The organism is Mesorhizobium sp. M9A.F.Ca.ET.002.03.1.2, from assembly GCF_003952365.1.
Classification (GTDB): Bacteria; Pseudomonadota; Alphaproteobacteria; order Rhizobiales; family Rhizobiaceae; genus Mesorhizobium.
This window is the reverse complement of sequence record NZ_CP034443.1, coordinates 1,561,832-1,587,145: the sequence shown is the minus strand read 5'-3', so window position 1 is coordinate 1,587,145 and position 25,314 is coordinate 1,561,832. Positions and strand designations below refer to the sequence as shown.

General features: G+C 63.8%; 18 protein-coding genes and 1 pseudogene. 7 read left to right on the top strand and 12 right to left on the bottom strand.

From position 1 onward, the window contains the following. Positions 1-15: 15 nt before the first annotated feature. Positions 16-861 carry a fumarylacetoacetate hydrolase family protein gene (locus tag EJ066_RS07945; protein WP_126036507.1) on the top strand — a complete coding sequence of 282 codons (846 nt, stop codon included), beginning with the start codon at positions 16-18 and terminating at the stop codon, positions 859-861. A gap of 40 nt (positions 862-901) precedes the next feature. On the opposite strand, the gene EJ066_RS07940 is transcribed toward EJ066_RS07945, so the two are convergent. The 6 genes from EJ066_RS07940 to EJ066_RS07915 all read right to left on the bottom strand — a co-directional run bounded on the left by EJ066_RS07940 (position 902) and on the right by EJ066_RS07915 (position 7,199). Continuing rightward, positions 902-1,900 (bottom strand): ABC transporter ATP-binding protein, encoded by a 999-nt coding sequence (locus EJ066_RS07940; protein ID WP_126036505.1) that lies wholly within the window; start codon positions 1,898-1,900, stop codon positions 902-904. A gap of 15 nt (positions 1,901-1,915) precedes the next feature. Continuing rightward, positions 1,916-2,977, bottom strand: a complete 1,062-nt coding sequence (locus tag EJ066_RS07935) for a Gfo/Idh/MocA family oxidoreductase (RefSeq protein ID WP_126036504.1) — start codon at positions 2,975-2,977, stop codon at positions 1,916-1,918. After that, positions 2,974-3,813, bottom strand: a complete 840-nt coding sequence (locus EJ066_RS07930; protein WP_126036502.1) for a carbohydrate ABC transporter permease — start codon at positions 3,811-3,813, stop codon at positions 2,974-2,976. The genes EJ066_RS07935 and EJ066_RS07930 overlap by 4 nt, the downstream gene beginning before the upstream one ends. Positions 3,814-3,821: 8 nt before the next feature. After that, positions 3,822-4,745, bottom strand: coding sequence for a sugar ABC transporter permease (locus EJ066_RS07925; RefSeq protein WP_126036500.1), 924 nt, complete (start codon positions 4,743-4,745; stop codon positions 3,822-3,824). A gap of 235 nt (positions 4,746-4,980) precedes the next feature. Continuing rightward, the gene (locus tag EJ066_RS07920; RefSeq protein WP_126036499.1) at positions 4,981-6,240 is read right to left on the bottom strand and encodes an ABC transporter substrate-binding protein; all 1,260 of its coding nucleotides are present in this window, start codon (positions 6,238-6,240) and stop codon (positions 4,981-4,983) included. A 2-nt stretch (positions 6,241-6,242) separates the two neighbouring features. Continuing rightward, positions 6,243-7,199: an N-acetylmuramic acid 6-phosphate etherase gene (locus EJ066_RS07915; RefSeq protein ID WP_126036497.1), complete on the bottom strand. Its 957-nt coding sequence runs from the start codon at positions 7,197-7,199 to the stop codon at positions 6,243-6,245. Between the two features lie 199 nt (positions 7,200-7,398). On the opposite strand from EJ066_RS07915, the gene EJ066_RS07910 reads away from it, so the two are divergent. Genes EJ066_RS07910 through nagA form a run of 4 tightly spaced genes read left to right on the top strand, consistent with a single transcriptional unit; the run spans position 7,399 to position 11,262 of the window. Continuing rightward, complete coding sequence (locus EJ066_RS07910) at positions 7,399-8,280, top strand: N-acetylglucosamine kinase (RefSeq protein ID WP_126036495.1); 882 nt, start codon at positions 7,399-7,401, stop codon at positions 8,278-8,280. Beyond that, positions 8,277-9,059 carry a GntR family transcriptional regulator gene (locus EJ066_RS07905; protein WP_126036493.1) on the top strand — a complete coding sequence of 261 codons (783 nt, stop codon included), beginning with the start codon at positions 8,277-8,279 and terminating at the stop codon, positions 9,057-9,059. Before EJ066_RS07910 ends, EJ066_RS07905 begins: the two co-directional genes overlap by 4 nt. Beyond that, positions 9,056-10,087 (top strand): SIS domain-containing protein, encoded by a 1,032-nt coding sequence (locus EJ066_RS07900; RefSeq protein WP_126036491.1) that lies wholly within the window; start codon positions 9,056-9,058, stop codon positions 10,085-10,087. Before EJ066_RS07905 ends, EJ066_RS07900 begins: the two co-directional genes overlap by 4 nt. Continuing rightward, the gene (gene nagA / locus EJ066_RS07895) at positions 10,084-11,262 is read left to right on the top strand and encodes an N-acetylglucosamine-6-phosphate deacetylase (protein ID WP_126036489.1); all 1,179 of its coding nucleotides are present in this window, start codon (positions 10,084-10,086) and stop codon (positions 11,260-11,262) included. Before EJ066_RS07900 ends, nagA begins: the two co-directional genes overlap by 4 nt. A 41-nt stretch (positions 11,263-11,303) precedes the next feature. On the opposite strand, the gene EJ066_RS07890 is transcribed toward nagA, so the two are convergent. The 6 genes and pseudogenes from EJ066_RS07890 to EJ066_RS07870 all read right to left on the bottom strand — a co-directional run bounded on the left by EJ066_RS07890 (position 11,304) and on the right by EJ066_RS07870 (position 21,698). Beyond that, positions 11,304-12,683 (bottom strand): malonyl-CoA decarboxylase, encoded by a 1,380-nt coding sequence (locus tag EJ066_RS07890; RefSeq protein ID WP_126036487.1) that lies wholly within the window; start codon positions 12,681-12,683, stop codon positions 11,304-11,306. 172 nt (positions 12,684-12,855) lie between these two features. After that, positions 12,856-13,533, bottom strand: coding sequence for a ribulose-phosphate 3-epimerase (gene rpe, locus EJ066_RS07885; RefSeq protein WP_126036486.1), 678 nt, complete (start codon positions 13,531-13,533; stop codon positions 12,856-12,858). A 139-nt stretch (positions 13,534-13,672) separates the two neighbouring features. Beyond that, complete coding sequence (locus tag EJ066_RS31775) at positions 13,673-14,059, bottom strand: hypothetical protein (protein ID WP_245455098.1); 387 nt, start codon at positions 14,057-14,059, stop codon at positions 13,673-13,675. A 119-nt stretch (positions 14,060-14,178) separates the two neighbouring features. Further along, the gene (locus EJ066_RS07880; RefSeq protein WP_245455097.1) at positions 14,179-15,624 is read right to left on the bottom strand and encodes a hypothetical protein; all 1,446 of its coding nucleotides are present in this window, start codon (positions 15,622-15,624) and stop codon (positions 14,179-14,181) included. Positions 15,625-15,793: 169 nt separating this feature from the next. Further along, positions 15,794-19,258: a DUF11 domain-containing protein gene (locus tag EJ066_RS07875; RefSeq protein WP_245455189.1), complete on the bottom strand. Its 3,465-nt coding sequence runs from the start codon at positions 19,256-19,258 to the stop codon at positions 15,794-15,796. A gap of 182 nt (positions 19,259-19,440) precedes the next feature. Beyond that, positions 19,441-21,698, bottom strand: a pseudogene (locus tag EJ066_RS07870) (hypothetical protein). A 286-nt stretch (positions 21,699-21,984) separates the two neighbouring features. Here EJ066_RS07870 and dnaK point away from each other — a divergent pair. Together dnaK and dnaJ are read left to right on the top strand one after the other, a co-directional pair. Continuing rightward, positions 21,985-23,901 (top strand): molecular chaperone DnaK, encoded by a 1,917-nt coding sequence (dnaK, locus tag EJ066_RS07865; protein WP_126036484.1) that lies wholly within the window; start codon positions 21,985-21,987, stop codon positions 23,899-23,901. 211 nt (positions 23,902-24,112) lie between these two features. Next, on the top strand, positions 24,113-25,243 hold the full coding sequence (dnaJ, locus tag EJ066_RS07860) for a molecular chaperone DnaJ (protein ID WP_126036482.1): 1,131 nt from the start codon (positions 24,113-24,115) through the stop codon (positions 25,241-25,243). Positions 25,244-25,314: the final 71 nt, after the last annotated feature.

Sequence of the window (25,314 nt, the reverse complement as noted above, 5' to 3'; positions counted from 1 at the left end):
AAGGAGAGGAATTCTATGAAACTGCTGCGCTATGGCGAGGCCGGGAGCGAACGCCCCGGCCTGCTCGATGCGGATGGGACAATCCGCGACCTCTCCGCCCATGTCACCGACATTGCCGGCAAGGCGCTCGACCCGGTATCCCTCGAGACATTATCGAAGCTCGATCCGAAATCGCTGCCGGCGGTTTCCGGCAAGCCCCGCATCGGCGCCTGCGTCGCCGGCACCGGCAAATTCATCTGCATCGGCCTCAACTATTCCGACCATGCCGCCGAAACCGGCGCCACCGTGCCGCCGGAACCGATCATCTTCATGAAGGCAAGCTCGGCCATCGTCGGGCCTGATGACGACGTGCTGATCCCGCGCGGCTCGGTGAAGACCGACTGGGAAGTTGAGCTTGGCGTGGTCATCGGCAGGACCGCCAAATACGTCACAGAGGCCGAGGCGTTGGACTATGTCGCCGGCTACTGCGTCGCGCATGACGTTTCCGAACGTGCCTTTCAGGCCGAGCGGCAGGGCCAGTGGACCAAGGGCAAGAGCTGCGACACGTTCGGGCCGATCGGCCCGTGGCTGGTGACCAAGGACGAGGTGAAGGACCCGCAGAACATTCCGATGTGGCTGAAGGTCAACGGCAAGACGATGCAGAACGGCTCGACCAAGACCATGGTCTATGGCGTTGCCTACCTGGTGTCCTATCTCAGCCAGTTCATGTCGCTGCATCCGGGCGACATCATCTCAACCGGCACGCCGCCCGGCGTCGGGCTGGGTATGAAGCCGCCGGTGTTCCTCAAGGCGGGCGACGTGGTCGAGCTTGGCATTGAAGGGCTTGGCATGCAGAAGCAGACGTTTAGGGCGGACGTGTAGGCGCTCCACCTTCTCCCACAGGGGGAGAAGGAAGAGGGCGCTACTTCAGCACCTTCCCATCAGTCCCGAACCGATAGGTCTTTGCCGGATCCGGCGTCGCATAAAGCGTCGCGCCCGGTTCGGCATTGTAGACGCCGAAGATGCGCACGGTGATCAGCCCGGCCTTCTCGCAGTCGAGATAGAGGTTGGTGTCGGCGCCGAGGTGCTCGGCATGGACCACCGTGCCCTTCCACGCGCCGGATTTCGCATCGACCGTCAGATGTTCGGGACGCACGCCGATCGTCTTGGCCGTCTCACCGAGCCTGGCGCCGTCGACGAAGTTCATCTTCGGTGAGCCGATGAAGCCTGCGACGAATTCGTTAGCCGGCGAATTGTAAAGCTCCATCGGGCCGCCGATCTGCTCGATCTTTCCCGCGTTGAGCACGACGATCTTGTCGGCCAGCGTCATCGCCTCGACCTGGTCGTGGGTGACATAGATCATGGTCGCCTTCAGCCGGCGATGCAGCTGCGCAATCTCCAGCCGCGTGTTGACGCGCAATGCCGCATCGAGGTTCGACAGCGGTTCGTCGAAGAGAAAAAGCTGGGGCTCACGCACCACGGCGCGGCCGATGGCGACGCGCTGCCGCTGGCCTCCGGAGAGCTCGGCCGGCCGCCTCGAGAGATAAGGTTCCAGCGACAGCATCGACGAGGCGATGCCGATGCGGCGGTCGATCTCGGCCGCCGGCGTGCCCGCCTGCTTGAGGCCGAGGCCCATATTGTTCCTCACCGTCAGATGCGGGTAGAGCGCGTAGGTCTGGAACACCATGGCGATGCCGCGTTTGGCCGGCGGGGTGGCGGAGACATCCGCGCCGTCGATGACGACGCGGCCCGAGGTCGAATCCTCCAGCCCGGCGATGACCCTGAGCAGCGTCGACTTGCCGCAGCCGGAGGGCCCGACGAAGACGACGAACTCGCCGTCGGCCACTTCGAGATTGATGCCCTTCAGCACCTCGACCGGCCCAAAGGCCTTTTTCACATTCTCGATGTTCAGCGAGCCCACGGCTTCGTCCCTGTTCTAGAGTTTGACGGCGACGCCGCTGCGCACGCTCTCGTCGGCGGCTAGGCAGACGGCGAGCGATTTCACCGCGTCGTCCATGTGGCGGGTGAGATCGAGACCCTCGCGGATCGCCTTCAGCACGAACGCCTGTTCGAGATCGCACAGATCCTGATGGCCGGGTTCGCCTTCCATCGACAGCATCTCGTCCACTTTGACGAACTTGCCGTCCGCCCCGGTCGCCGCGCTGTGCAGGCGGATGGTCGACGTCTTGGTATGGGTGTCGATGTCGTCGGATTTGACACCTTCCTTCATGACGATCGACACGCAGCCATTCGGCGAGATCACGTCCTTCACGAAAAAGGCCGTCTCCGAGATCATCGGGCCCCAGCCCGCCTCGTACCAGCCGACCGAACCGTCGTCGAACAGCACTTGCAGGTGGCCGTAATTGTACATCGAGGGCGCGATCTGGTTGGTCAGCCGCAATCCCATGCCGCGCACCTCGACCGGCCTGGCGTCGGTGATCTGCAGCATCACGTCGAGATAGTGCACGCCGCAATCGACGATCGGCGAGGTCGTCTGCATCAGCTGCTTGTGTGTCTCCCAGCTATGGCCTGAGGATTGCTGGTTGAGGTTCATGCGGAACACGTAAGGGCCGCCCAGCTTGCGCGCCTCGGCGATCAGCCTGATCCAGGACGGGTGATGGCGCAGGATATAGCCGATCACCAGCTTTTTGCCGTTAGTCTTGGCGGCGGCGACGACGCGTTTGGCTTCCGCCACCGTCGTTGCCAGCGGCTTTTCGACGAAGACATGGCAGCCGGCCTCGAACGCCTTGACTGCATAGTCGGCATGGCTGTCGGAATAGGTAGCGATGCAGGCGACATCGGGTTTCTCGTCGCGCAAAGCTTCCTCGAAGGAGCGCCTGATGCCATAACCGGAAAGCCCGGCCGGCAGCGGCACATCCGAACGGTTGACCAGCGCCGCGATCTCGAAGCCTGGATTGGTGTGATAGGCCAGCGCGTGGCTGCGGCCCATATTGCCCAAACCGGCGACGACGACGCGAAGGGGTTTTTGCGAACTCACTTGACCGCTCCGGAAGTGATGCCGCGGATCAGCTGCCGCGAGAAGATGACATAGAGGATCAGCACCGGCATGATCGCCAGCGACAATGCGGCTAGGATCGCGTTCCAATTGGTGACGAACTGGCCGAGGAATAGCTGCGCGCCCAGCGTCACCGTCTTGGTCTCTTCCGACGGCGCCAGGATCAGCGGGAACCACAGATCGTTCCAGATTGGGATCATGGTGAAGACGGCAACCGTCGCCATGGATGGCCTGACCAGCGGCAGCACCAGGCGGAAGAAGATGGTGTATTCGGACAGGCCGTCGATCCTGCCGGCATTCTTCAAATCGTCGGACACCTGCTTCATGAATTCCGACAGGATGAAGACGGCAAGCGGCAGGCCTTGTGCCGTGTAGACGAGGATCAGCGCCGTCAGTGTGTTGACCAGCCCGCTTGCCACCATCAGCTGCAGGATGGCGACAGTGGCGAGGCGGATCGGGATCATGATGCCGAGCGCGAGATAAAGCCCCATCAGCGAATTGCCGCGGAAGCGGTATTCCGACAGCGCGAAGGCGGCCATGGCGCCAAACAAAAGCACGAAGAACAGCGAGGCCACGGTGACGACGAGGCTGTTCTGGAAATAGTGGATGAAGTCGCCCTGGCCGATCACCGTGGTGTAGCCGATCAGGTCGAAAGTCGCAGGCGTCGGCGGCGTCAGCGGCGCACCGAAGATGCCCGCGCGGGATTTAAACGAATTCATCACCACGAGGATCACCGGGAACAGTGCGATCGCCGTGTAGGTCAACAGGATCGCATGGGCGCCGATGGTGCGGGGCAGGGAGCGGGTTGCTGTGCTCATCTCGGGCCTCAGAACTGATACCGACGCAAGCGCGTCTGGATGAGGAACAGATAGACGCAGACGCCGCCAAGGATGATCAGGAACATCATCGTGGCGATCGCCGAGCCCATGTTGGGATCGCCAACCTGCAGCTGGAAGCCGAAGAAGGCGCGGTAGAGAAAGGTGCCGAGGATGTCGGTCGAATAGTTCGGGCCGGCCAGCGCGCCTTGCGCGGTGTAGATCAGGTCGAAGGCGTTGAAATTGCCGACGAAGGTGAGGATTGAGATGATGCCTATCGACGGCAGGATCAGCGGCAGCTTGATCTTCCAGAACTGCGACATGCCGGTGATGCCGTCGCATTCGGCCGCTTCGATCACCTCGTCGGGGATCGACAGCAGCGCAGCATAGATCAGCATCATCGGGATGCCGACGAACTGCCACACCGAGATCAGGCTGAGCGCGGTCAGCGCATATTGCTCCTTGCCCAACCATGGCGTGAACAGGCTTTTGAGGCCGACGAGATCCATTAGGTTCGGCGCCACACCCCACAGCGGCGACAGGATCAACTTCCAGGCGAAGCCGACGATGACGAACGACAGGATCGTCGGAACGAAGATCGCCGTGCGGTAGAAAGCCGAGAATCTCAGCCTCGGGCTGGACAGCAGCGCCGCCAAAAGCACGCCGATCGGGTTCTGCACCAGCATGTGGATGATGAAGAACCAGACATTGTTCCGGAGAGCGTTCCAGAAACCCACGGACCAGTTGGGATCGCCGAACAGCGTGCGGAAGTTTGCCAGTCCCACGAAGACCTGGGACTGGTCTATGTTGCGGAACAAGGAGAGCTGCAGCGTGCCGGCCAGCGGCAGAATCATGATTGCCGTATAGACCAGCACCGCCGGCGCCAGGAAGACGCCGATATGCCAGCGGAACGGTCGTTTCGGTGCTGCGGCCATGAGTTCGGTCCCCGACGTCTCTCGGTTCCAAATGGTGTGATGCTAGATGATGCCTCGATGCATTGCCCGAATGTCCTCCCTATGCGGGAAGGACCAAGGCTTGCGACAGGTCAGCCAGCCTTTCCCCACAAAGGGAGGGTAAGGCCGAGAGGCAGTGCCGACAATCGCAATCTCAAAACCGGTGCAATCTGAATACCGGCCGGGCATGTGCCCGGCCGGTCCGTTGCCTGAGCTCTTACTTCGCCGGCTTGTACCAGCTGTCGAGACCGTCCTGCAGTTTCTTGGCGGCAGCTTCCGGCGTATCGGTGCCGTTGATGACGTTGGCCGATTCAACCCATGTCTCGTTTTCGAGGTTCGGCGTACCGCGGCCCAGGATCTGGTAAGTCGAGCGGATCGTCGACTTGCACTTGTCGCGCCAGGAGACGAATTCCTGGGCCAGCGGGTCTTCCATCTTCACCGGCGTGTTGTTCAGGCTGAAGAAGCCCGGCAGCGCGTTGGCATAGATGGTGGCAAAATCAGGCGAGGCGACCCAGGACAGGAAGGTCTTGGCCGCGTCGGCGTTCTTGGACGCCGCATTGAGGCCCATGCCGATGTCGGTGTGGTCGGAGATGTAGCAGGTGTCGCCGGCCTTCTGCACCGGCGGCGGGAACGCGCCCATCTTGAACTGCGCCTGGGTTTTGAACAGCGCGATCTCCCACGATCCGGCCGGGTAGATGGCGGCGCGACCAAGCGTGAACAGGTTCTGGCTGTCCGGATAGGTCTGTGCCTCGAAGCCGTCGCCGAGATAGGGCTTCCACTTGGCCAGCTCTTCATACGGCGCGACCCAGTCCTTGTCGGTCAGCTTCTGCTCGCCCTTGATCAGGGCTGCGCGGCCTTCCTCGCCTTTCCAGTAGTTCGGGCCGATGTTCTGGTAGCCCATGGTCGCGGCTTCCCAGAGATCCTTGGTGCCCATCGCCATCGGGATGTAGGTGCCGTCGGCCTTGATCTTGTCGAGCGCGGCGAAGAACTCGTCGCGAGTCTCCGGCACCTTAATGCCGAGCTGGTCGAAGGCGTCCTTGTTGTAGATGAAGCCGTGGATGACCGAGGCCATCGGCACGCAGAAGCTCGCCTTGCCGTCGTCGGTCTGCCAGGCGGCCTTGGCGACATCGGAGAAGTTCTCCATGCCGGGCAGCGCCGAGAGGTCGGCGAGGTTGCCCTTCTTGTAGAGTTCGAGCGACTTGTCGAAGGGGCGGCAAGTGATCAGGTCGCCGGCCGAGCCGGCGGCGAGCTTGGCGCCGAGCGCGGCGTCGTACTCCGTCGGCGCCGACGGCGCGAACACCACTTTGATGCCCGGGTTCTTGGCTTCGAAGGCCGGGATCAGCTTGTCTTTCCAGATGGCAAGGTCGTCGCCGCGCCAGCTTTCGATGTTGAGCGTTACGTCGGCGGCACAGGCCATTCCGGCGGAGCCGAGAATGCTGGTGCCGAGAAGCAGTGCCGTCAGTAGTTTCGTTGTCATGCTCAGTCTCCCTGTTGACCTTTTTCAGGTTCGGTTTTGAGAACAGGGGCTTTCTGCCCCATGCTCCCCTCGATCGCGGAAAGGGCCGGGCGCAGCTTCTGGCCGGTCCCCTCCAGTATCTTCTCGGCTGCATCGGCGCTGGCAGCACCTGCGGCGAGCAGAATGGCGGCCTTGACGGCGCCGCCGCTCTTTTCGAGCAGGCGCGCCGCATCGTGCTTGTCGCGCCCGCTTATGGCGGCGACGATGCGCGCCGCGCGGTCGCGCAGCTTGATGTTGTCGGCCATGAGGTTGACCATGTAGCCGTCGTGCACATGGCCAAGATGAATGGCGGTCAGCGTCGACAGCATGTTGAGCGCGATCTTCTGGGCAGTGCCGGCGCCCATGCGCGTCGAGCCGGCGATCAGTTCCGGCGGCGTTTCGAGCAGGATGGCGACGTCGGCCAACCGAAGCAGCGACGCATCCTTGTTGTTGGCGATGGCGATGGTTGCCGCACCCCGGCGCCTGGCATCCTCGATCGCCCTGACAGCATAGGGTGTCGAGCCGCTGGCCGAGATCGCAATCAGGCAGTCGCCCTCGCCGATGCCGGCAGCGGCAACCGATGCCGAGGCTTCGTCGGTGTCGTCCTCCGGCCCGCCGGCCAGTGTCCTGAGGGCGTCGTCGCCGCCGGCGATCAGGATGGCGATGCGGTCGCGCTGAATGCCAAAGGTGCCCGGCAGCTCCAGCGCATCGGCCAGTGCCATCAAGCCCGAGCTGCCGGCGGCAGCATAGGCGAGCTTGCCCCCGCTCTTCAGTTGGCTGGCGATGATTTCGGCTGCTTTGGCGATGGCAGGAATGGCGCCGCGCACGGCCTGGGCGGCCTCGATCTGGGCATTAGCCAAAAAGGAAAGGATGGCGTCGGGGGCCTGGATGTCCAGCCCCTCGGCATTCTGGTGAAGCGCTTCGGTGCGCGTTTCGGCCATCCGCTTTCCTCCAATCCAGAAAACAATACCAAAAAAATACCACTTGTCCACACGCATTAACGAATTCGTTGTGTCGGAAGCGACCGATTGGCAAAATGCGCAGGTTTTTCAATAAAATACGGCTTAATCTTTTTGAAACTGAAATTAACCCTTGGCTATTGGTATTTTATTGGTATTATCCGCCCGGAGGAGAAATCGCGTGAATTTCGTGCTTGGCATCGATGGCGGCGGCACCAGTTGCAGGGCAGCCCTTGCAGCAGCGGACGGCACCATTGTCGGCCGCGCCAAGAGCGGCGCCGCCAACATCCGCACCGATCTCACCGGCGCCAGGGCCAACATCGTCGATGCAGCGCGACAGGCCTTTGTCGCCGCCGCGCAGGATCCCGAACTGATCCCGCAGACGCCCGCCATCCTTGGCCTTGCCGGCGCCAATGTCGGCACCTACAGGCAGCAGCTCGAAGCGATCCTGCCGTTCAGCCAAAGCCGCGTCGAAACCGACGCCGAGATCGCGCTGGAAGGCGCGGTCGGCTCCGGCGACGGCGCCATGGTCATTCTCGGCACCGGCACCGCCTATATGGCGCGCAGGAACGGCAAATCGCGCGCCATCGGAGGCTGGGGCTTCCAGGTCGGAGACCAAGGCAGCGGCGCCCGCATCGGCCGCGACCTGCTGGAGCAGACGCTGCTTGCCTATGACGGCATCCGCGAAGCTTCGCCGCTGACTGAGGCCATGCTGGCCATCTTCCGCAACAATCCCGAGGATTTGGTCGAATTCACCACCAGCGCCAAGCCCGGCGATTTCGGCGGCTTCGCGCCAAAAGTCTTCGAGCATGCCGAGAAGGGCGACGTTGTCGCCAACTGGATACTGGACAGGGCGGTCGCCGATGTCGAGGCAGCGCTTGGCGTGCTCGATCCTCGCGACGGCGATCCGCTGTGCCTGCTCGGCGGGCTGGCGCCGCTCTACGCGCCGCGCCTGTCGGCGCGCTACCGGGCGCTGCTGAAACCGCCGCTCGACGACGCGCTGGGCGGCGCGGTGCAGATGGCGGTTCGCATTTTTGCCAGATCGGCGGAGGCGGCGCGATGAGCGAGGACGCCGACCAGATCTTCGCCACGCTGAAACAGTCGTCGCAAAGCGGCGCGCCGCTCTATTTGCAGCTGAGGAAGAGCATCGAGGACGCGGTCAATCGCGGCCTGATCGGACCGGGCGATGCACTGCCTTCCGAGCGTGACATCGCCATCAAGGCCGACATTTCGCGCGTCACCGTGCGCAAGGCGGTGCAGGATCTGGTCAAGGGCGGCATCCTCGTCCAGCGCCACGGCTCCGGCACCTTCGTCGCGCCGCGCATGGAGCGTGTCGAGCAGTCGCTGTCGCGGCTCACATCCTTCACCGAGGACATGGCGCGGCGCGGCATGGTCGTGCGTTCGGCCTGGCTCGACCGCGGCCTCTATGCACCCTCGCCCGACGAGATGATGGTGCTCGGCCTGTCGTCGAACGAATTGGTGGCGCGCGTGGCGCGCCTGCGCATCGCCAACGACACGCCGCTGGCGATCGAGCGCGCGGCGCTGTCGGCAAGCGTGCTGCCCGATCCGGCAGGAATAGGATCCTCGCTCTACGCTGCGCTGGAAACCACTGGCCTGCGGCCGGTTCGGGCGGTGCAGCGCATCTCCGCAGCCAATCTCGGCGACAGCGATGCGCGCCTGCTCGAAGTGCCGCCCGGCATTGCCGGACTTCACATCGAGCGTATTTCCTATCTGGCGAGCGGCAAGGTGATCGAGTTCACCCGCTCCATCTACAGGGGCGACGCCTATGATTTCGTTGCCGAACTCCGGCTGAGCGGGCCGGGTGAAGAGGGCCGGCCATGAGCGCGACCAAAACCCATATGCGGCGCGAGATCGAGGAGATCCCGGAAGCCACCGCCCGCCTGCTCGACGGCTCGGCGGCGGTGCTGACCGAAGCTGGGCGCGGTATTCGCGAGCGCGATCCGCATTTCATCGTAACCGTAGCGCGCGGGTCCTCCGACCATGCCGCCACCTTCATGAAATATGCCGTGGAACTAACCGCCGGCCTCGCCGTCGCTTCGGTCGGTCCGTCGATCGCTTCGATCTATGGCGCCAGGCTCAGGCTCGACGGTTCCGCCTGCCTGGCCATCTCGCAGTCGGGCAAGAGCCCGGACATCGTCGCCATGGCACAAGCGGCAAGGGCCGGCGGTTCGCTGACCGTCGCCATCACCAACACCGCCGATTCGCCGCTGGCGCGGGCTTCGGACTATGCGATCGACATTCTGGCCGGGCCGGAGCGCAGCGTCGCGGCGACAAAAACCTTCGTCAATTCGGCGGTCGCCGGCCTCGCCTTGATGGCGCATTGCACAGGGGACGACAAGCTTTTGGCAGCGCTTGCCCGCTTGCCGGAGCATTTTCGCAAGGCGATCGGCTGCGACTGGATGGCGCTGGCCGGCACGCTGGAGACGCAGAAATCGCTGTTCATCCTCGGCCGCGGCCCGTCCGCGGCGATCGCCAATGAGGCGGCGCTTAAGTTCAAGGAAACCTGCGCCATGCACGCCGAGGCCTATAGTGCCGCCGAAGTCATGCATGGCCCGCTGGCGCTGGTCGGGCCGGGCTTCCCGGTGCTGGCGCTTGCCGCCCGCGATGCTTCCGAGCCGTCGGTTGCCGAGGCTGCCGACAGCCTGGCGGCCAAGGGCGCGGCGGTCTTTGTGACCTCGGACAAGGCAAAAAGTGCTGCGCGCCTGCCGCATGTCGCCACCGGCCATCCGCTGACCGACCCGCTGGCGCTGATCGTGTCCTTCTATGGCTTCGTCGAGGTCTTTGCCCGCCATCGCGGCCTCGACCCCGACGCGCCGCCTAATCTTCGCAAGGTGACGGAAACCACATGAGCGACCGTTTTGCCCTGACTGGCGCCCGGATATTCGACGGCGACGACTGGCACGACGATGCCGCCCTTGTCGTGCACAACGGTCTCGTCGAGGCCATCGTTGCCGCCAGCGCCGTTCCGTCCGGTGCCGCGCGTATCGAGACCGGCGGCGGCATGCTCGTGCCGGGCTTTGTCGACCTGCAAGTCAATGGCGGCGGCGGCGTCATGCTCAACGACCATCCCGATGTCGCTTCGATCGAAACCATCTGCCGGGCGCACGCGCCTTTCGGTACGACAGCGCTGCTGCCGACGCTGATCACCGACACGCCCGAGATTACCGCTGCTGCGGTTGCGGCGGGGACTGAGGCCGCGCGGCAAAAGGTGCCTGGCTTTTTGGGCCTGCATCTCGAAGGCCCGCATCTGTCGGTCGCCCGCAAGGGCGCGCATGATCCGGCATTGATCCGGCCGATGCTGGATGCCGACCAGGCGATGCTGATTGCGACGCGGAAAACCCTGCCGGTGCTGCTGACCACCATCGCGCCTGAATCCGTCGAACTCTCCCGGGTTTCGGCGCTGGTCGAGGCCGGCGTCGTTGTCAGCCTCGGTCATTCCGACACCGGCTACGCCAGGGCGCGCGCGTTCGCCGATGCGGGTGCCACGGTGGTCACCCATCTGTTCAACGCCATGAGCCAGATCGGCAATCGTGAGCCGGGATTGGCGGGTGCCGCCATCGATACGGGCAGATTGTTTGCCGGCATCATCGCAGACGGCATCCATGTCGATCCCGCCACCATGGGCATCGCTTTGCGCGCCAAGCAGGGGCCGGGAAGAATCGTCCTGGTCACCGACGCCATGGCGACGATCGGCACCGACATGACCTCGTTCACACTGAACGGCCGCACCATCCACCGCAAGGACGGCAGCCTGAGGCTGGCCGACGGGACGCTGGCGGGCGCCGATCTCGACATGATCTCCGCCGTGCGCTTCGTCCACCGTATTGTCGGACTGGACCTGTCGGAAGCGCTGCGCATGGCTTCGCTCTATCCGGCGCAGGCGCTCTGCCAGTCGCACCGGCTCGGGCGCTTCGCCAACGGCACCGTCGCCAATATCGTTTCGCTGTCGGACGATATGGACGTCAAAAGCGTCTGGATCGGCGGCGACAGGGTTTTTGGAGCTGGTGTCGCAAAGGGCGCCTGAGGTGCCAGCCGTTCGGCCCACGGCCTGAAGCGGGTGGTTGCTCATATGTCCCTTTTGTCCTCATCCCCTGAGCTTGGGCGGGGCACCGGAAGCCGCGGCGCGGTCGGTCTCGCCGCTTTCGGCAGCAGGCGGCGCACGGCGGGTGCGGCCGCCACATCGTTCCTGGCGGCGAACAGCTCGTGGTTCTTCTCGATATCGTCGAGCTTGTAGCGATAATTAACCATCAGGCCATGCGCCTGACGCAAGGCGCGCGGCGACAGGTCGCCGAGATGGTCGATGCGCTCCAGCCGCGCGCCATTGCCGAGATGGAACCGCGCGACGGGGTCGATCACCTTGCCGGAGGCAGTGCGGGCTTCGAGGAAATATTGTGCAGCAAGAGGAAGCAGAGCCTGACCCGCGCGGTCGCGCACGGCGGCGTCCGCATGCCAGCCCTCGTCGGCGACGAGGTCCAGCACTTCGGCGGCGGAGGGGCCGGCCCGCTCGGCCAGCCAGCGAGCAAAGCCCGGCACCGGGGACAGTGTGACGAAATCGGTCAGGCCTGGAAGGTCGCGGCGCAGATCCTCGACCACCTGCTTGATCAGGAAATTGCCGAAGGAGATGCCGCGCAAACCCTCCTGGCAGTTGGAGATGGAATAGAACACCGCCGTCGTGGCCTGCCGTGGCTGCACAAGCGGCCGCTCATCGGCAAGCAGCTCGGCGATCGTAGTCGGCATCGCCCGGGTGAGCGCGACTTCGACGAAGATCAGCGGCTCGTCGCCGAGCTGCGGATGAAAGAACGCATAGCAAAGCCGGTCGTCGGGCTCGATCCGGCGGCGCAGATCATCCCAGGTGTGGATGGCGTGCACTGCCTCGTAGCGGATGATTTTTTCCAGAATGTTGGCCGGCGTCGACCAGTCGATCCGCCGCAGCACCAGGAAGCCGCGGTTGAACCACGACGAAAGCAAATGGGTGAAGTCGGCATCGACAATGGCGAGATCAGGCGATGTAGTCAGCCGGCTAAGCAGATCCTCACGCATGCGCACCAGGGTCTCGATGCCGCCGGGCGCCAGGTTCAGGCGGCGCAAAAGCTCCTGCCTGGCCGGCTCGGCGGCGTCGTGCAGGGCAAGCGCCGTGCGATCGTCGGGCGCGGCACGATAGGCATCCACCGCTATGGCAAGTCTGGCGTGATCGGTGCCGAAACGATCGCGCAGCACATGCAGGAACGCCAACCTTCCGTCGGCGTCGAGGGTGCGCCAGCGATCGAGTATTTCCCTTGCATAGGCGACACCCGATGCCTCGCCCTGGCTGGAAAGCAGACGGGCGCACAGACGAGCCAGGCTGTCGACTGAAACCGGCTCGTCACCGCGAACGAGGTTCAGCATCATCCGGCCGCGATCGGCTATGGTGTTCAGGAGGTCAGCGAAGAAAGGGCTGCGGTTCATCGATCCCGACCGTCGAAGAGGAGCCTGCGGGAGGGTCCGGAGAGGCATAAGGGTGAGACAGAGAATATGGGACCGCATGTCATGAGCACAAGCGCACCGGCGCTGGCCGACGAATTCCTGACCGACTGAAGAGACAGCGAGTGCTGGTGACATCGCGCCAGCAGCCGCAGCGTCAGCCGGCCACCCGGTCGGCCGCTGTCCTGATCGCCTCGATGTTCGCCCGATAGGCTTCGACGCTGCCGCCCTTGAAGATGGCCGCACCCGCCACCAGCACGCTGGCGCCGGCGGCGGTAACCAAAGGTGCTGTTTGCGGCGAGATGCCGCCGTCGATCTCGATCCGGATCGGCCGGCTGCCGATCAGCGCCTTCACACGCTTCACCTTGTCGACGACCTCCGGAATGAAGGCCTGGCCGCCGAATCCCGGATTGACGGTCATGATCAGGATCAGATCGAGCCGGTCGAGCACATATTCGATTGCCGTTTCCGGCGTCGCCGGATTGAGCGACACGCCGGCCTTCTTGCCGAGATTCCTGATCGTCTGCAGCGAACGGTCGAGATGCGGCCCGGCCTCGGCATGCACCGTCATGCCGTCGCAGCCGGCATCGGCGAAGGCCGTCAGATAGGGATCGGCCGGCGCGATCATCAGATGGCAGTCGAAGAAGGCCTTGGTGCGGTTGCGGATCGCCTTGATCACCGGCGGGCCGAAGGTGATGTTGGGTACGAAATGGCCGTCCATGACATCGAGATGGATCCAATCGGCGCCGGCCGCCGCCACCGCCTCGACCTCGTCGCCGAGCTTCGAGAAATCCGACGCCAGCACCGATGGCGCGATCAGGGTCTTGTGAGCCATGTCCGCTTCCCGTTCTTGAGCCCGCTCCCGCCCTAATCGCCCCGACGCTGCTTGTCGACAGGAATCCGGCGTCAGCGTCTCGTCTGCGCAAAGGAGAGAGGCGGCTCAGGCCGCCTCTCTTTCGAAACAAGCATCGGATTCAGTTCACCGGATGTCGCGGCCTGGCCAGTCGTGGCAGAAAGACCTTGCCTTGCTTCATTTTCTGCACCTTGAGCTCCTTCACGGGTGGCTTGGGCACGCAATGTCCGCGCACCAGTTTTTCGGTTGCCCGACAGGCGGTGATGATCACCGGGTTCTTCACGCATGCCTTGCCGACCAGATGGTAGCCGCGCTTGCAGTCGATAATGATGGGAGGCTTGCGCACACATCTCCCGTTGATGCGCTGTTCGTTGCGCTTGCACCTGTCGGCGATCACCGCATTGCGGACGCATTTCAGGCCCACTTGATGGTAACCGGGCAGGCAGTGGATGCTGACGCCAATGCACCTGCCGTTGACGAGTTTTTCGGTGCTGCGGCAGGCAGCCACGAGCGGCCTGTCGACGCATTTGCCGTGGATCAGCCTCTGGCTCGGCAGGCATGTGCGGCCGGCATCGATGACGACCGGTGGAGGTTGCGGTTTACCGGGATTGGGTCGCGTATCGACCACTAGATCGTCGGCTTTCGGGTCGAAATTGCGCTTGATGCAGGTGAAATCCTCGCCGTCGTTGTCAATGGTGGCGATCGCGCCATTCTGCTTGATCTCCTGCAGGGTGCACTGGATCGAGCGGGTCCTGACGATGTTGAGTTCATGTGCAGCGCTCGCCTTGAACACCCCGCCATTGTTGAAGGCGGCCGTGGTTCCCGTGAAGAACGCGCCGTTCGAGCAGCTGATGCGGTAGTGAAACGCACCCGGCGCATCGCGCTCGACCTCGAACGCCACCTGGCCCTTGCGCGGGCAGAGTTTTTTGAACCCAGCGCTGTCGGACACAGTGACCTCGCCCTGCCAGTCCGAATGTGCCGGCGGGATGTCGGGGTTGTCCTGAGGGCGTCGGTGAAGCCGCCACCGCCTGCACCGGTGCAGTGGACAGTGATGTCCTTCCAGCCGTCAAAGGGCTCGAACGGACCATTGCCGATGATCCCGGTCTTGTACTGGAAATAGGCGGTGGCGCCGACATCCTCCCATTTATCGTAGGTGGCGAAATAGCCATTCTTGGTCGCGTCGTATGACGCCCACGCCTGCTGCACCTCGGACGTGATCGGCCCAGCGTTCTTCTGCCGCCAGATGCGCATCGAAACCGGTCCGGCCTGGTTGGCTTGCGCCCGGCTCGTGACCTTCAACGAAGGGCAGACAGTGCCGGGCGTCGAGCCGGCCTGGTTCGACTGGTAGGTGGTCAGGAACAGCTTGACGTTCTCCACGTCGAATTCGCCGAAATCGTTGGCGATGTCCTGAACCTTCGGCTTGATCACCGGGTCGCAGACGACCTGGACGTCGAACGAACCGTGTTCGGCATAGTGCGAGTCGTAAAGCGGATGGGGCCAGCTGCCGCCCTGTGCCTCGCTGACAGCATTGTCCATGTCGAGCGCTGTGTCGGTAAGGGCCGAGAAGCTCGCATGGAAGGTATGCGTGAACGAATAAGACTTCGTCGGTCCATCGGCCTGGAGGTGCTGGTTGCACTTGCTGATGATCTGGTCGCCATAAGGCACGACGGCGATGCCGGTGTCCGACGACTGCGGTATGATGGAAGGATCGAAGGAGAAATTCTCCTGGTGATCGTAGTCGCGGCTGACAGGTGACGCGCTCCAGATCGGCGGGAACACGCCGCACTGGCCTGGCCCGCAAACGCCGAGCGATACGCCGACGTCCTGAACATAGCCTGGCCACCGCGTGTTGAGCTTCATGTGGCCCCAGAACTGGACATTGCCGCTTTTCAGCGTGTCCCATTTTTGCTTGTCGCTCGAGCCGACATGGATCGTCGTGTTGGCGCTTTCGGTGTGGAACGACATTGACTTGATGTTGGCCTGCTTGGCGACGGCCGGCGTGGTGGCGAGCGCCGCTGCGATCAGGGCAACAGTCGCCGCCGTGTTGCGGAAAACATGCTTGGCTGAAGACATTTTCTCTCTCCTGAAATGTTCCTTCAGGAGTTTGTCGCCGCTCGCCGCTGTAAGGTTCACGCAGCCGCCGAAACACGTTCCGGCCAATGAAAGACCCCGCCGGATTGCTCCGGCGAGGTCCTGGACGTTGCGGTGCAAAAGATCACGGCTTGTTTCGCGCCGAATCCTCCTACTGGGGAACTCGAGGCCTGCGCCTCGGCATAGGCCTCTGCAAGATGTCCGGGTTCAGCAACAGATTCGGGTTGATCTGCAGCGTCGGCGTCCTGCGGATCGGAATGCAGTCCGGATACTGTCCGACTGTCCCGGCCGGGCAGCGCCGTTTGATGATCGGCTGGCACTGGCCGTTGATCAGCCGTGAGCCGGGCGCGCACGCCACCGGCGGCCGGCGGCATGCGCCTCTGATCACCTCGGTCCCGCGCGGGCACACACAGGCGCCGCGCTTGTTGTGGACCTGGCCGCGAATGGTGCACTGTTCCACATCAGGCTTCTTGGCGGTCGGCACGCAGGCCCTGCCCTTCAGTTCCGTCCCTCTCGGGCAGACGCAGTCGCCGTTCCTGGTGCGGATCTGACCGCGCAGCAGCTTGCACTGCTCCACTACGGGCGGCTTTTTCCGGATCGGCCGGCAGGCGTCGCCCCTCAGCTCCGTTCCTCTCGGGCAGATGCAATCGCCGTCCTGGGTACGGATCTGGCCCTTGAGCAGCACGCAGCGCTGTGGGTCCTTCGGTCTCGGTATGATGACCGTGCCGCCGCCGGACGAGCACTGGCCATTGCGGAAATTTGTGCCTGGCGGGCAGACGCAATTGCCGGCGTCGTTCATGACAAAGCCCCGCGAGCATTCCTTCTCCATCTCACGCTTGATGGTGAAGGGATGGCAGGCGTAGGCCTTGCCGCGATCGCCCTGCACGTCGGTCAGGTCGCGGGAGAGCACGTCGCCCGCGCCTCGCACCGGCGTGTCGGGAGACAGCACGCCGACGCAGTTCTGGCCACTGACGGTGTCCTGCAGATTGGCCAGGTGGCCGTCGTCGGGAATGATCACGGTCACACGGTGAACGCGGCTTTCCCCGGCGGCGAGCGTCAGGCTGGCGATGCAGGACGCAGGCAGGGTCGCCGGCTCCGGCGCGCAGCCGAAGGGCGGCTCGATCGAGGTGATCGCAACGCCTTCCAGCCGGCCGAGGCCTTCGACGCCGATCGCATCACCGATGCGAACCGGACCGGAGAAGGCGCTCGTCCCATCGTTCGCGACGGTGATCTCGAACGAGCAGGGTTGGCCGATCCGGCACTCCGCATCGCCGGTCTTCTCGACACGGATGATCGAGGTGCCGCCACCCTTGGCGCAAGCCCGGCCGATCGGATAGACGATATCGTCTCCAGGCGCCGGGCCGTAAGAACCGCGTGCGCAGTTCTCGAACGCGCCATTGGCGGCAACCGTCACGTCGAAGTGGCGGCTGGTTCCAGGTGTCATGACGGCGCCGGGAATCTGGCACGACAGCGTATTGGCCGGAACCGGTCCGCAAGCCCATTCCGCGCCGTCAGGGGTGACGGTCTGGATCTGGACAGGCGCGCCGCCGGCCACCAGCGTGGCGGCATCGTTGACCCGCACCGGACCGGTGGGAGCAGTGGTGCCGGTGCTGATGACGGTGATGCGGCAGGTAACGGCCGCAGCACCGGCCAGCGAACCGCTGCACACTTTGGTGATGCGCATGGCCGGCTTGCCGCCATCGGGATGACGGATGCGTTGCTTGGCGCAGGCCCGATTGTTGGTGAGGTCGCCCTCACCGGGGATGGCCTTCAGCTCGGCGCAGTTCTCGACCGTGTCCGGCCGGTAGCCGGCCGGCATCACCGCCTTGACGAAGATCGGTGTGGAGGCGCCCGGCAACAGCACGATACCGGCATTGTCGCAGCGGAACTGGCCGGGGCCGTTCGGTCCGCATGTCCAGGGCGGGGTCGGACCGAAGGTCGAGGACGCCGGCGCGCCGCCCGGATAGGTGTCGATGACCGTCAGCGGCCCGTCATGGGGGACGCTGCCGTTGTTGATGATGTCGATCACGAAGGTGCAGACACCATCGGCCGTGCATGCCTCGGTGCGGGCACGCTTCTTCAGGATCAGATCGACCTTCCTTTCCACCGGCGGCCGACAGTCGCGGTCGCCACGACGGCAGATCGGGATCGAGGCGCAGCCGCGGTCGTTTTGCTGGCTGCCGAACAGTGGCTTGCCGCTGGCTCCATAATTATAGGCGACGCAGTTGCGCAAGACGCGGCCTTGCCAGCCTACGGCCGGCTTGAAGCCGAGCTCGAGATCGACGGAGGCACCCGGGTTGAGCGTGGTCACCGGATGGGTGCATGTCATCGGGGTGGCCGCCGGCGCACAGGCCCAGGGCGCATTCGGTCCTGAATCGAGGGTGGAGCCGGCCGGCAAGGTGACTTCGTCAAGAACGATCTTGCCGTGATACGGCCCGTCGCCGACATTGGTGACCCTGATGGTGAAGTCGCAGCCGCCGCCCATCGTGCAACGCCGAACCTCGGCGCGTTTTTCAACCTTGAGATCTGGCTCCCTGTCCCTGGGCGGGCACCTCTGGTCGCGCGGAATGACGATTTCGATCGTCTGCGTGCAGCACAAGCCCCAGCCCTCCTCCGGGCCGGCATAGGTTTCGATGCCGGTGACGACGAGGCGGATGACGTCTCCGGGTGAGGCACCGACGATCTTCCAGTCGAGCACGCCGCCGCCCTCCGGCACCAACTGCGTGTCGGGGATGATGGTGATGCCGGGTGTCGTCGTCGAAAGCTGCACCCACTTGCCGGCCATCTCGGCGCCGACCGGCATGTGGTAGATGAAAGCGCCGCCGCCGGGCACGCAGTCGACCGTGCCGCGTTCCACCTTGAAGCATTCCTTGCCGGGAGGTGGGGGCGGCGGGTCGCATTTGGTGACGTCGATCTTGATCGAGGTCTTTTCGCCGGTGTGGAAATTGTCGTCGTCCGGCTTACCCGGGTCCTGCGACGGGATGATGGTCCCGGTGCCGGGTCCGACTCTGATCTTGATCATGCCCTGATTGTCGACGATCGTCGGCGAGGCGAACGCCGCATGGTCGATCTTGGCCGTGATCTGGAAGGTGATGACGCGCTCGTTGGGAGCGCCGACGCCGTCGAGATCACTGGCGGAAATCCGGAAATCGGAAACCGTCGCCGTATCGTTCGGATTTGCCGACGTGCTGATCGAGGCCCCGGGCAGCGGTCCGCCGGATGCATCCGTGCCGTCGCCGGACACATGCACGCCGACGATCCGCAGGCCATGCGGAAGCTGGTCCTTGAAATCGATCCTGGCTTTTTCCAGCGCGGCCGCGAGGCCCGGGCTGGCAAAAGCTTGCGGGCTGCCGCGCAGGCCGAAGCTCAGGGAATATACGACATAGTCGCAGCCTCGTTGCCTGCCTTTCTTGGTGAAGAAAGGCACGACCCGGCCAGGCCGCGGATTGATGATACGGGGGTTGTCGAGGTCGAGCCTGAAATCCGGATTGACGGTTTCGAGCGAACCGGAATCGGCGGGCTTGTCGAGGTCGGTCTGGCTGGCCTGAGCCGGAACAATATCCTGGGCGAAGCCCGGCACCGGGTTCAGCATGGCGACCGCGATACCGGCCGCCATCAGCCAGCGCGCCCCGCGCCTGGCGAGTGACAGGTGCTTCAGGATCGTCTCCCGGACCGTTGCCTGAATCCGGACCCTTGCCTGAACGTTGACGAATGGCCGATCGCCGGTTGTTTGGTTGCTGGTTGATTGATTGCTCGGGGCGAGCGGGGAACGTGCTGAAATGCTCATCTTCCCGCTCCTCAACGTTCGCAGCTGACGGCTGGGGTTCTGAGCGGCACGGTCATCTTGCAGCAAGGGAAGTAGCCGCCCTTGTCGCGGTCGGACTGCCTGTAGAAGCAGAGCCCGACATCGACCGTCTCGCCAGGATAATGACCGGTGATGCCGATCGTGTGGGGGGAGCCTGGAGCATGCGACAGGGGTGAAGTCACCGCGACGCCTGATGTCCTGGACAGAGCCTTGATCGAATCGCCGCCGAAGCCGGCAGGGTCGTGGAGATAGAGTTCGGCCTCAAGGCCGGAAGGCGTGCAGAAATACCTGACATCCTCGATATCGAGGCAAGGAGGCACGCCACCGGGGGCGGAAAGTAGGGCGGATAGAAAGGTGGCAGGTAACCGCCGCCCGGTATCTGCTCATAGTAGCCGGCACGACCTTCGCAGGGGCGCCAGACCTCGACGTCGCCGACATGGCCTTCAACCTCGGGGTCTTCGAAATAGCCGTCGAAGTCGACGAACCACGAGCCGAAGGGCGGCACGTTGGCCGGCTTGACCAGCGCCGTCGGCGTGATCTGCACACCGTGCACGGCCAGCGGCCCGCCACCGGCGAGCTGTTCGGCAAGTGCTGGATTGTCACGCAATTTGTCGCCTGACTTGACCAGCGTGTCGGTGCAGACACTCGCGTCGAGATTGCCCTCAGCGTCATAGCCATACTGCAGGTCGAGGCCGCCGGCCGACTGCCGGTTGTCCTGGAGGAAGCCGACGGCATATTCCTGCGGCATTTCCACCCAGACCGTGACCGTCGCCGGATCGTCCGGGTTTTCGCGCCAGTAGCGGATGACCTCGCCCTTGCCGGAATCGGCGAACTGGTTGTAGTCATAGCGGTTTTCCACTGAGCCGCGCTGGGCCAGATACATGAAGCCGCTGATATCGAAAGCGATGTCGGTGACGGCGTGGTCCTTGTCGGCCTTGACCGTCAGCTCCCAGCGCGGCTCGCCGGCAAAGCTGCCGTCGCGGGCAACGCCAACCGACCAGATCTCGGCCTTTTCACCGACCGAATAATAGAGGCGGCCGCCATGATAGGCGACGGACCAGACTCGGCGCTCGTCCTGCGTGTAGCCCCAGCTGTCTGGATCTTCGCTGTCGAAGGCCTCGCCCTCTATGTCCATCACCGAGCCATCGTCGGCAAGCGGGGCGAGCCCATGCGCCGGCCGCCCGGCAACGCCGTGGTCGAACGTGTCGACCGGCGCGCCATTGGCGTCGATGCGGTGGATGAGACCGGTGTCGAGGTCACTGGCAAAGAACTGGCGGTGAATATTGTCGAAAGAGATGTCGCCGACGCCGGGACCGCTGTTGGTGTCGATGTCGGCGAACTTGCTCACCTGGCCGGTGATGCCGTCGATCTTCCAGATCGTGCCCGGCCCGCCGCCGTTCTCGGTGCCGAACTGACCGTTCATGAAGGTAGCGCCGGCAGCACCGCGACGCTGGCGCTCTGGGCGACCGTCCGCATCTTCGTCCGATGTGACGATACGGATGCCGTGCAGCGAGGTGGCGCCGGCATAGAGGTTCGGAATGCCTGAGGGAACGCCGTCGCGGACGCCGTCGTCATAGGTGATGCCGAACACCTGGCCGATCTGCCCGGCCGTCACTTCGAAGGGCGGCGGCGTGAAGACGAGCTGGCCGGAGGCCGGCCCACCGAGCCTTGAAATGTCGAAAACGCGCAAGGTTGCGCGCGTCGTGTCGATAAAGGTTTCGTCGACCGGATCGACGCCGGGCGGCAGGCCCTCTTCGAAATTTGGAATGATGGTGCCGGAAAATCCGGTCACCGCCATCGAACCTGGATAGATGATCTGCGTTTCCTGCGCCTGGGCGGCACCACCCAGCCACAGGGTAGTGGCGAGCGCCAGCGTCAGGGAGCCGCCGGTTGCCAGGAAACCACTGGTTAATTGGATCGTACGGCGCAAGCGGTCAGCACGAGAGCGCACGAACGAGCCGTGGTCGCAAGACATGGAATTCCCCCCGTGGCCGACGGGAGAAACATCCGGCGTTGCCGCGCAAATCAGGGCAAGGCGCGACGTACCGGCACGTTTTTCCCTGATCGAATTGTCTGCTTTCCTCATAATCACGATACGCCGGCTCTTACGCAGGGTCAACGGAAGCAGCGGAACGCCTGGCGTATCGACCCCGTCCCGAAAGCGGTAGTCGCGCTGAGCTCCCGCTGTTCCCGGCGACCGTGGAATCTCTGGGTTTCCAGTCATGGGGCTTTCCTTTCCGGGCCGCACCATGCGGCACACCTGGATGTCAGTCGCGAACGGACGCGGAAAGGTTCATGGAAAGAGCCGGACGGCCTGGGCTCACCGTGTCATGGACGGAGAACGCGGCCGGCCAGAGCAAACGTTGTTAGACGCGTTGCGCAGAATGCTTGCGCCCGATGCTGCCTGTTCTTATATACGCGCCAAGCCGTTCGGCGCCGGAATGCCGGTTGCCGGAACGGGATTTCTTGTGAACAGGGGCTTTCGTCGGAACGCCTGTACGGGTCCTGAGAGCCTGCTTAGCGGAGAGACTAGAAAAATGGCAAAAGTAATCGGTATCGATCTGGGGACCACCAACTCCTGCGTCGCCATCATGGACGGCAAGGAGTCGAAGGTCATCGAAAATGCGGAAGGCGCGCGCACGACCCCTTCCATCGTCGCCATCAACAGCGATGGCGAGCGCCTTGTCGGCCAGCCGGCCAAGCGCCAGGCGGTCACCAATCCCGAAAACACCATCTTCGCGGTCAAGCGCCTGATCGGCCGCCGCTATGACGATCCGGTGACGGACAAGGACAAGAAGCTTGTCCCCTACAAGATCGTCAAGGGCGACAATGGCGATGCCTGGGTCGAGGCCGGCGGCAAGAAGCAGTCGCCCAGCCAGATCTCGGCGATGATCCTGCAGAAGATGAAGGAAACGGCGGAAGCCTATCTCGGCGAGAAGGTCGAGAAGGCGGTCATCACCGTTCCGGCCTATTTCAACGACGCCCAGCGTCAGGCCACCAAGGATGCCGGCAAGATCGCCGGCCTCGAAGTGCTGCGCATCATCAACGAGCCGACCGCAGCCGCACTTGCCTACGGCCTCGACAAGAAGGAAGGCAAGACTATTGCCGTCTATGACCTTGGCGGCGGCACGTTCGACATTTCGGTGCTCGAAATCGGCGACGGCGTCTTCGAGGTGAAGTCGACCAATGGCGACACCTTCCTCGGCGGCGAGGATTTCGACATGCGTCTGGTCGAATATCTGGCGGCCGAGTTCAAGAAGGAACAGGGCATCGACCTGAGGAGCGACAAGCTAGCCCTGCAGCGCCTCAAGGAAGCGGCCGAAAAGGCCAAGATCGAACTGTCGTCCACCACGCAGACCGAGATCAACCTGCCCTTCATCACCGCCGATGCCACCGGCCCCAAGCACCTGACGCTGAAGCTGACGCGGGCAAAGTTCGAGAGCCTGGTCGAGGATCTCGTCCAGCGCACCATCGAGCCCTGCAAGGCGGCGCTCAAGGATGCCAGCTTGAAGGCCGGCGAAATCGACGAGGTCGTCCTGGTCGGCGGCATGACCCGCATGCCCAAGATCCAGGAGATCGTAAAGCAGTTCTTCGGCAAGGAGCCGCACAAGGGCGTCAATCCGGATGAGGTCGTCGCATTGGGCGCCGCAATCCAGGCCGGCGTGCTGCAGGGCGACGTCAAGGACGTGCTCTTGCTCGACGTGACGCCGCTGTCGCTCGGCATCGAGACGCTGGGTGGCGTGTTCACGCGCCTGATCGAGCGCAACACGACGATCCCGACCAAGAAGAGCCAGGTGTTCTCGACGGCCGAGGATTCGCAGTCGGCCGTGACCATCCGCGTCTTCCAGGGCGAGCGTGAGATGGCCGCCGACAACAAGGCGCTCGGCCAGTTCGACCTGGTCGGCATTCCGCCGGCGCCGCGTGGCGTGCCGCAGATCGAGGTCACTTTCGACATCGACGCCAACGGCATCGTCAACGTCTCGGCCAAGGACAAGGGCACCGGCAAGGAGCACCAGATCCGCATTCAGGCGTCCGGCGGCCTTTCTGACGCCGATATCGAGAAGATGGTGAAGGATGCCGAGGCCAATGCCGAGACCGACAAGAAGCGGCGCGCGCTGGTCGAGGCCCGCAACCAGGCCGAGGCGCTGGTGCATTCCTCAGAGAAGTCGCTGAAGGAATATGGCGACAAGGTTTCCGAGGCCGACCGCACGGCGATCGCCGATGCGATCGCGGCGCTGAAGACCGCTGCCGAAGGCGATGACGCGACCGAGATCGAGGCCAAGACGCAGGCGCTCGCCGAAACTTCGATGAAGCTCGGCCAGGCCATGTACGAGGCTTCGCAGAAGGAAGCCGCGGAAGCCGACGCCAAGGCGGACGCCGCCAAGGACTCGGACGTGGTCGATGCCGACTTCGAGGAAATCGACGAGGACGACGACAAGAAGAAGTCGGCCTGAGCGGCCTGACGGCAGATAAAGTGGAAAAGCCCGGCGCAAGGCCGGGCTTTTTTGCAACTCTGGACGAAAAAGTGCGGCCTTAGCCGAAAAAATGCGGGCAACCCCGCGTCGACACTGGCATCCCGACCCCATCGCACCTAAATCGGAACTGCGTGCCGGCGAACGACGCAACAGGGCTTCAAGACGTTGAATATCCGGACTGCGGGAAAAAATGAAAGCTGATTTCTACGAAACGCTGGGCGTGCAAAAGGGGGCCGACGAGAAGGAGCTCAAGAGCGCGTTCCGCAAGCTCGCCATGCAATTCCATCCCGACCGCAATCCCGGCGATCATTCCTGCGAGCACAAGTTCAAGGAAATCAACGAAGCCTACGAGACGCTGAAGGACCCGCAGAAGCGCGCGGCCTACGACCGCTTCGGCCACGCTGCCTTCGAACAGGGCGGCATGAATGGCGGTGCGCAAGGTTTCGGCGCCGGCGGTTTCGCCGACATCTTCGAGGATATTTTCGGCGACATGATGGGCGGGCGCCAGCGCCGCTCGTCCAGCGGCCGCGAGCGCGGCGCCGACCTGCGCTACAATATGGAAATCACGTTGGAGGAGGCATTCACCGGCAAGACCGCGCAGATTCGCGTCCCGGCCTCGATCTCTTGCACGGAGTGCTCCGGCAGCGGCGCCAAGCCTGGCACCCAGCCCGTCACCTGCTCGATGTGCAACGGCCACGGCAAGGTGCGCGCCACGCAAGGATTCTTTTCGATAGAGCGCACCTGTCCGCAATGCCAGGGGCGTGGCCAGACCATCAAGGAGCCGTGCCCGAAATGCGCCGGCCAGGGCCGCGTCACCGAGGAGCGCTCGCTGTCGGTCAACATCCCGGCCGGCATCGAGGACGGCACCCGCATCCGCCTTGCCAATGAGGGCGAGGCCGGCCTGCGCGGCGGCCCGTCGGGTGACCTCTATATCTTCCTGGCGGTCAAGCCGCACGAATTCTTCCAGCGTGACGGTGCCGATCTTTACTGCAAGGTGCCGATCTCGATGACGACCGCCGCCCTTGGCGGCTCCTTCGAGGTGACGACGCTGGACGGCACCCAGACGAAAGTGAAGGTGCCGGAAGGCACCCAGAACGGCCGCCAGTTCCGCCTCAAGGGCAAGGGCATGCCGGTGCTGCGCCAGCACAACGTCGGCGACCTCTATATCCAGACCGCGGTCGAGACGCCGCAAAACCTTTCCCGCCGCCAGCGCGAGCTGCTGGAGGAGTTCGAGCAGCTTTCCTCGAAGGATAATTCGCCTCAGTCGAGCGGATTCTTCGCCCGCATGAAGGACTTTTTCGAAACCTTCGGCGAGCGCTGATGCCTATTCTTGCCAATCGGGTATAGAGTACAATTAGCGAAAGCTTCCCAAGCGTCATCAACATCTTATAC